Annotated in this window: 1 protein-coding gene; it reads right to left on the reverse strand. The window is 30.3% G+C overall.

Annotated elements, in window-relative coordinates; all coding sequences use genetic code 11:
* Positions 1-228 (reverse strand): transposase (locus GNY06_RS05295; RefSeq protein ID WP_166519113.1); only part of this gene is annotated, 228 nt, incomplete at both ends.

Below are 228 nucleotides of genomic sequence, written 5' to 3' on the forward strand. Positions count from 1 at the left end.
GGCTTATATCCATGTTGATTTTTTCGCATAGGTACTTCCATATTAATCTGGTTGTAAGTAAATAAGTCTCTTTGATAATCAATACTCAGATAACCTTTGTCTCCTAATATTGTACAATTTTGATACAAGTGCTTAATATCTTTGAGATAATGAATATCATGTACAGAAGCTTGTGTTACATCAAAATCGATAAAAATCCCATCAGTAGTAAACACTGCATGCAATTTA

This window comes from Elizabethkingia argenteiflava (assembly GCF_009904105.1).
GTDB classification, from domain to species: Bacteria; Bacteroidota; Bacteroidia; order Flavobacteriales; family Weeksellaceae; genus Elizabethkingia; species Elizabethkingia argenteiflava.